9 protein-coding genes are annotated in these 6,858 nt (G+C 54.8%); all 9 read right to left on the bottom strand.

The window, feature by feature from the left end:
- On the bottom strand, nt 1-172 hold a 172-nt coding region (locus IMX17_RS22600), incomplete at its 3' end, for a GTP-binding protein (RefSeq protein WP_227255718.1).
- A gap of 70 nt (nt 173-242) precedes the next feature.
- Nucleotides 243-2,357, bottom strand: a complete 2,115-nt coding sequence (gene fusA / locus IMX17_RS22595) for an elongation factor G (RefSeq protein ID WP_033645245.1) — start codon at nt 2,355-2,357, stop codon at nt 243-245.
- Between the two features lie 93 nt (nt 2,358-2,450).
- On the bottom strand, nt 2,451-2,921 hold the full coding sequence (rpsG, locus tag IMX17_RS22590) for a 30S ribosomal protein S7 (protein WP_004956203.1): 471 nt from the start codon (nt 2,919-2,921) through the stop codon (nt 2,451-2,453).
- Nucleotides 2,922-3,017: 96 nt separating this feature from the next.
- On the bottom strand, nt 3,018-3,392 hold the full coding sequence (gene rpsL / locus IMX17_RS22585; protein ID WP_004930426.1) for a 30S ribosomal protein S12: 375 nt from the start codon (nt 3,390-3,392) through the stop codon (nt 3,018-3,020).
- 143 nt (nt 3,393-3,535) lie between these two features.
- Nucleotides 3,536-3,823 carry a sulfurtransferase complex subunit TusB gene (tusB, locus tag IMX17_RS22580; RefSeq protein WP_033645246.1) on the bottom strand — a complete coding sequence of 96 codons (288 nt, stop codon included), beginning with the start codon at nt 3,821-3,823 and terminating at the stop codon, nt 3,536-3,538.
- Nucleotides 3,824-3,832: 9 nt separating this feature from the next.
- Nucleotides 3,833-4,192, bottom strand: coding sequence for a sulfurtransferase complex subunit TusC (gene tusC / locus IMX17_RS22575; RefSeq protein WP_046898743.1), 360 nt, complete (start codon nt 4,190-4,192; stop codon nt 3,833-3,835).
- A gap of 7 nt (nt 4,193-4,199) precedes the next feature.
- Nucleotides 4,200-4,589, bottom strand: a complete 390-nt coding sequence (tusD, locus tag IMX17_RS22570; RefSeq protein ID WP_046898736.1) for a sulfurtransferase complex subunit TusD — start codon at nt 4,587-4,589, stop codon at nt 4,200-4,202.
- Nucleotides 4,589-5,311, bottom strand: coding sequence for a transcriptional regulator (locus tag IMX17_RS22565; RefSeq protein WP_033645248.1), 723 nt, complete (start codon nt 5,309-5,311; stop codon nt 4,589-4,591). The genes tusD and IMX17_RS22565 overlap by 1 nt, the downstream gene beginning before the upstream one ends.
- Before the next feature lie 373 nt (nt 5,312-5,684).
- Nucleotides 5,685-6,524 carry an FKBP-type peptidyl-prolyl cis-trans isomerase gene (gene fkpA / locus IMX17_RS22560; RefSeq protein ID WP_016930330.1) on the bottom strand — a complete coding sequence of 280 codons (840 nt, stop codon included), beginning with the start codon at nt 6,522-6,524 and terminating at the stop codon, nt 5,685-5,687.
- Between the last annotated feature and the right edge of the window lie 334 nt (nt 6,525-6,858).

Genomic DNA, 6,858 nt, shown 5'->3' with positions numbered 1-6,858 from the left:
CTTTTTCTTCTGGCGCGTTATCGATCTGGTCGAAAGCACGTGCAGAACCGCCGTAGGTTTTAGCCAGAACGGTAGTGATCGCTGCAGTCAGGGTAGTTTTACCGTGGTCAACGTGGCCGATAGTACCAACGTTAACGTGCGGTTTTGTACGTTCAAATTTTTCTTTAGACACGGCTATATTCCTTACTATAGCGCTCTCCCCTTCTGGAGAGAGCACGGGACTTTGGTTTTAACCCTGCGGCTTATTTGCCACGGGCTTCGATTACGGCCTGAGCGACGTTGTTCGGTGCATCATCATACTTCAGGAATTCCATGGTGTATGATGCGCGACCTTTAGTCAGAGAACGCAGCTGAGTTGCGTAGCCGAACATTTCGGACAACGGTACTTCAGCGTGGATCTTAACGCCAGTCACTTCAGATTCCTGACCGCGCAGCATGCCGCGACGACGGCTCAAGTCACCGATAACGTCACCGGTGTTCTCTTCTGGAGTTTCAACTTCAACCTTCATGATCGGCTCAAGCAGAACTGGTTTCGCTTTCTTAAAGCCTTCTTTAAAGGCGATAGACGCGGCCAGTTTAAACGCCAGTTCAGAGGAGTCAACGTCGTGGTAAGAACCGAAGTGCAGACGAATACCCATATCTACTACCGGGTAACCAGCCAACGGACCAGACTTCAGCTGCTCCTGGATGCCTTTATCAACGGCAGGGATGTATTCGCCAGGAATTACGCCGCCTTTGATGTCGTTGATGAACTCGTAACCTTTCGGGTTAGAGCCCGGCTCCAGTGGGTACATGTCGATCACAACGTGACCGTACTGACCGCGACCACCAGACTGCTTGGCGTGCTTACCTTCAACATCGGTAATCTTCGCGCGAATCGCTTCGCGGTAAGCTACCTGAGGTTTGCCCACGTTAGCTTCAACGTTGAATTCACGCTTCATGCGGTCAACGATGATGTCGAGGTGCAGTTCACCCATACCGGCGATGATGGTCTGGTTAGACTCTTCGTCAGTCCATACGCGGAATGACGGGTCTTCTTTAGCCAGACGGCCCAGAGCCAGACCCATTTTCTCTTGGTCAGCTTTGGTTTTTGGTTCAACGGCGATAGAGATTACCGGCTCAGGGAATTCCATACGCTCCAGGATGATTGGAGAGTCTGGATCACACAGGGTGTCCCCGGTGGTCACGTCTTTCAGACCGATCGCAGCGGCGATGTCGCCTGCGCGAACTTCTTTGATCTCTTCACGCTTGTTGGCGTGCATCTGAACGATACGGCCGAAACGCTCGCGCGCAGCCTTAACGGAGTTCAGCACGGTGTCGCCGGAGTTAACAACGCCGGAGTACACGCGGAAGAAGGTCAGGTTACCTACGAACGGGTCGGTAGCGATTTTGAACGCCAGAGCAGAGAACGGCTCGTCATCACTTGCGTGACGCTCAGCCGGGGTGTCTTTACCGTCGTCCAGGATACCGTTGATCGCAGGAACGTCAGTTGGCGCCGGCAGGTATTCGATTACCGCATCCAGCATCGCCTGTACGCCCTTGTTCTTGAACGCAGAACCACAGGTAACCAGGATGATTTCGTTGTTCAGCACGCGCTGACGCAGAGCGGATTTGATTTCTGCCTCGGTCAGCTCTTCGCCACCCAGGTATTTTTCCATCAGCTCTTCGGAAGCTTCCGCAGCGGATTCGATCAGGTTCTGGCGCCATTCTTCAGCCAGTTCCATCATGTCAGCCGGGACGTCTTCGTATTCGAAGGTAACGCCTGCGTCTTCTTCGTTCCAGTTGATCGCCTTCATCTTCACCAGGTCGATAACGCCGGTGAATTTGTCTTCTGCGCCGATAGCCAGCTGCAGAGGAACAGGGTTAGCGCCCAGACGAGTTTTGATCTGGCCAACAACTTTCAGGAAGTTAGCGCCCATACGGTCCATTTTGTTAACGAACGCGATACGTGGCACTTTGTATTTGTTAGCCTGACGCCATACGGTTTCAGACTGTGGCTGAACACCACCAACAGCACAGTAAACCATTACCGCGCCATCCAGCACACGCATGGAACGTTCTACTTCGATGGTGAAGTCAACGTGCCCTGGGGTGTCGATGATGTTTACGCGATGCGGTTCGAACTGCTTGGCCATACCAGACCAGAAGGCAGTCGTCGCTGCAGAAGTGATGGTAATACCACGCTCCTGCTCCTGTTCCATCCAGTCCATGGTGGCAGCGCCGTCATGAACTTCACCGATTTTGTGGTTTACACCGGTGTAGAACAGAATACGTTCGGTAGTGGTGGTTTTACCGGCGTCGATGTGAGCACTGATACCGATGTTACGGTAGCGTGCAATGGGTGTTGTACGAGCCATTTGATTCCTCTATTCCTAGGGCGTTCAAGTTCAGTTAACCCAAGCGGGCCGATTTGACGCGCCCGCTTGGTTAGCATGACTACAGCCAGATGATTACCAGCGGTAGTGGGCGAACGCCTTGTTGGCTTCGGCCATACGGTGAACGTCTTCACGCTTCTTAACAGCAGAACCTTTGTTCTCTGCTGCGTCAGACAGCTCGTTCGCCAGGCGCAGAGCCATGGATTTATCACCGCGTTTACGTGCAGCATCAACGATCCAACGCATTGCCAGAGCATTACGACGAACCGGGCGGACTTCAACTGGTACCTGATAAGTAGAACCGCCAACGCGACGCGACTTAACTTCTACAGTCGGGCGAACGTTGTCGAGAGCGACTTCGAAAGCTTCCAGGTGATCTTTACCAGAACGCTGAGCCAGGGTCTCCAGCGCGGTATAGACGATTGCTTCTGCAGTAGATTTTTTACCGTCTACCATCAGGATATTTACAAATTTGGCCAGCAGCTCAGATCCGAACTTAGGATCTGGCAGGATTTTACGTTGGCCGATTACGCGACGACGTGGCATGGAAATACTCCGTTGTTAATTCAGGATTGTCCAAAACTCTACGAGTTTATTTTGACATTAAAGTTAAAACGTTTGGCCTTACTTAACGGAGAACCATTAAGCCTTTGGCTTCTTCACGCCGTACTTGGAACGAGCTTGCTTACGGTCTTTAACACCGGAGCAGTCAAGTGCACCACGGACGGTGTGGTAACGCACACCTGGCAGGTCTTTTACACGACCGCCACGGATCAGGATTACGGAGTGTTCCTGCAGGTTGTGGCCTTCGCCACCGATGTAGGAAGTCACTTCGAAACCGTTGGTCAAACGCACACGGCAAACTTTACGCAGTGCGGAGTTTGGTTTTTTCGGGGTAGTGGTATATACGCGGGTGCATACGCCACGTTTCTGCGGGCAGGCTTCCAGCGCTGGAACGTTGCTTTTAGCAGCCTTCACAGAGCGTGGTTTGCGAACCAGCTGGTTAATTGTTGCCATTAAAAAAGCTCCTGGTTTTTGCTTCGTACTAGCTTCGTAAACATGTGATAAATCCCCTCGTATGCACTACTGGCAAAGTACGAGGACGCAGAATTTTAGGGCTGACCAGTATGGGTGTCAAGAAATATACAACATCACTCTCATTACCAGGCCATTTGGCTGCGGTGTTGTTCGGTTAATTCAACGAAGTGATTATAGCCGACGACAGTGATTTTGTGCGAAAAATGACCAATCAACCCCCTGGCTTCCAGGTCGTCCTGCAGCGCATAAAGGGATATGGGGGCGGCGAGCAGCGATTCAAGATGGGCGCTGCCAACAAGGCCTGCGAGCACGCCGTCCTGCAGCAGCAGCAGCGCGTCGCCCTCCGCGGTCAGGCGCAACAGCGCGGGCAGGTCACATTGGTTTGGCGAATGGCTCAGGGTATACAACATCAGAAGTTCCTAAAACGTCATTATGGCGTCGTAGCCGGCCAATTCACGGCGCAGTTCGTCCGGCGCAAGCACCTCGGCATCCAGCACCCAATCGGTCACCTGACTCAGCCCACGTTCCTGCAGCGAAGCCTGGCACAGATAACACCGCTCCACGTCATACAGCGGCAGCACGCCGAAAGTGGCGATATAATTGCGCGCCAAAATCTTTTCCGGTTGCTGGCCCGGCAACAGCTGCAACACGCCATCGCCGATAAAAAACACCCCCAAATCTTCACTGAGCGCCGACGTGGCGAGCAGCGCATCCAGCCCTTCCCTGCCGCCGGCGCCGCCATGCGGCCCGTGGGTGAAAACAAAAGCGACTCGTTTCATCATTTCCTCAGAACTGCACCAGACGGTCGCAACTCAGCGACGCTTCGGCCAGGGAACCCAGCCCGCTCAGGGTAAAACCGGGCTGCAGGTTGGCGCCGACCAGCCCCTGCTGCTGCGCCTCCTGCTCGTCGGTGACGCCCCGACGCAGCGCGGCGGCCACGCAGACGTTGAGCACTACGCCGTGTTGCTGCGCGAGCTGCGTCCAGCCGCGCACCAGATCGAATTCGTCGCTGGCGGGCGCGGTTAACTGGTTGGCGTTCAACACCCCTTCACGGTAGAAAAAGACGCTGGAAAGACGGTGCCCTTTCGCCAGTAAAGCCTGAGCGAATTGATAGGCGCTGCTGGCCTGCTGCGTGCCATAAGCCGGGCCGGTAACCAACAGACAATAGTCGAGCATCAGCGGTCGCTTCCCACCAGGTCGCCGCTTTTAAACTGGCGAATGTACAGATAGACGGTGTGTTTGGAGATATTCAGACGATCCGCCACCTGGTTGATCGCATCCTTGATGTCGAAGATGCCTTTCTCATAGAGATTGAGCACCACCTGTCGATTCTTGGCGTTATTGGACACCGAGCGGTCGGCGTTCACCTCTTCGATGGTGAACTCCAGCGTCTGCGCCACCAGATCGTCGACGGAAGAGGCGAAGTTCACCGAAGACGGCACGTCCTGCGCTGTCGGCGGCATAAAGGTTTGCATGATCTGCGAGAACGGCACGTCGAGGTTCATGTTGATGCACAACAAACCAATCACCCGCTGCTCGCGATTGCGAATGGCGATCGTCACCGATTTCATCAATACGCCGCTTTTGGCGCGGGTAAAGTAGGCTTTCGACACGCTGCTGTCGTCGCCGGCCATGTCGTGCAGCATGCGCAGCGCCAGGTCGGTGATCGGCGAGCCGATTTTGCGCCCGGTGTGTTCCCCGTTGGCGATGCGCACCGCCGAGCTGTTCAGGTCTTCCAGCGCGTGCAATACGATTTCGCAGTGGCCGCCGATCAACATCGCCAGCCCGTCGACCACCGCTTCATAGGATTTCAGGATTTCATGATCCGTTTGAGTAAACGGACGTTCATTCAGCAAATCAAGTTCGCTGGCTTCGCTGGATAAAAGCGAATTCGACATCGAAGATACCACCCTCATAGATCGCCTGTGCCAGGGGGCGCAGCTAAAACCGCTCGGGCCGGAACGCTGCCGTCGTCGGCGCGCTGCAGCGCGGCTGGCTGAGAGCGGCATAAAACGGCGCGATGACATCCGCGGGCGAGGCGGCCGGGAACAATTTTAGGTACACGCCCTAAGGGGCAGACGCATGACTGATAAGTCAGAATTATTAGTCTAGCAAAGCGGCCGGAGCAAAGTCCTTGCGTTTGCGCGTGGTATTGACGTTAAGCCCGATGCCCGGCAGGCGTCAAGCGTTCAATGGAGAGAGCGGTAGCGGCTGCCGAAATGAAAACCGCCGCGGAGGGCATCCGCGGCGGTGGCAAACAGAGCGACGAGATTATTTCGCTTTGGCGTCGGCTTTGGCGTCGGCCGGTTTTTCGGCTTTAGCGTCGGCTTTCGGCGCCGCTTTCACATCCAGCAGCTCGACGTCGAAGACCAGCGTGGAGTTAGCCGGGATGCCCGGAACGCCGGTTTTGCCGTAGGCCAGCGCCGGTGGGATCACCAGCTTGATTTTGCCGCCTTTCTTGATGTGCTTCAGGCCTTCGGTCCAGCCAGGGATCACACCGTCCAGACGGAATGACAGCGGCTCGCCGCGGGTGTAGGAGTTATCGAACTCGGTACCGTCGGTCAGGGTGCCTTTGTAGTTCACCACCACGGTGTCGCTGTCTTTCGGCGCTTCACCCGCGCCCGGTTTCTCTACCTGATACAGCAGGCCGGATTCGGTTTTCTTCACGCCTTTTTCTTTAGCGAAGCTGTCGCGATACTTGGCGCCTTTGGTTTCGTTGTCCTTGGCGTCCTGCTCCATCTTCGCCTGAGCGGAAGCCTTCACGCGCGCTTCAAAGCCCTGCAGGGTCTTCTCGATGTCGGCGTCGTTCAGCTTGCTCTTGTTAGCGAAAGCGTCCTGAACGCCGGCGATCAGCTGATCTTTATCCAGCTTGATGCCCAGCTTCTCTTGCTCTTTCAGAGAGTTATCCATGTAACGGCCAAGAGAGGCGCCCAGTGCGTAAGCCGCTTGCTCGTCGTCGTTTTTGAACTTGCCGGTGCTTGGCGCTGCTGCCGCGTCCGCTGGTTTAGCGGCTTCTGCCGGTTTGGCGGCATCGGCTGCCATGACCTGGGTCGCATTCAGAGCAAAAGCCATGGTGGTTGCCAGAAGCGTGACTTTAAACAAAGATTTCATCCATTTCTCCAGTGTCTGAAGCAATGCCCCAAACAATCATTAGGTAAGATAACCGGGCTACTATAGCTGCCTGAAACAAAACAAAACAGTCGCACAGGTAACCAATCGAGTCAAAGTGTGACTCCCACTTTGCCAAGAAGTTTCCCATCCCTCGCTACTCACATGATAAATCAGATTTTTCTTGCAGAATATTCGGCGAGGTTAGCAAAAAACGGCATATCGAGCGCATAACTTTTCAGCACTTTACACTGCCGATCGCAACGTTGCGCGCCGCCCAAAGAAATAGCGCGAGCAAACCCGGCGCCAGCTGTTACCATAGCGCCGAATCAGGATT

The sequence above is a fragment of the Serratia sp. X3 genome (assembly GCF_014982455.1).
Classification (GTDB): domain Bacteria; phylum Pseudomonadota; class Gammaproteobacteria; order Enterobacterales; family Enterobacteriaceae; genus Serratia; species Serratia ureilytica.
This window is presented reverse-complemented; position numbering and strand designations above follow the sequence as displayed.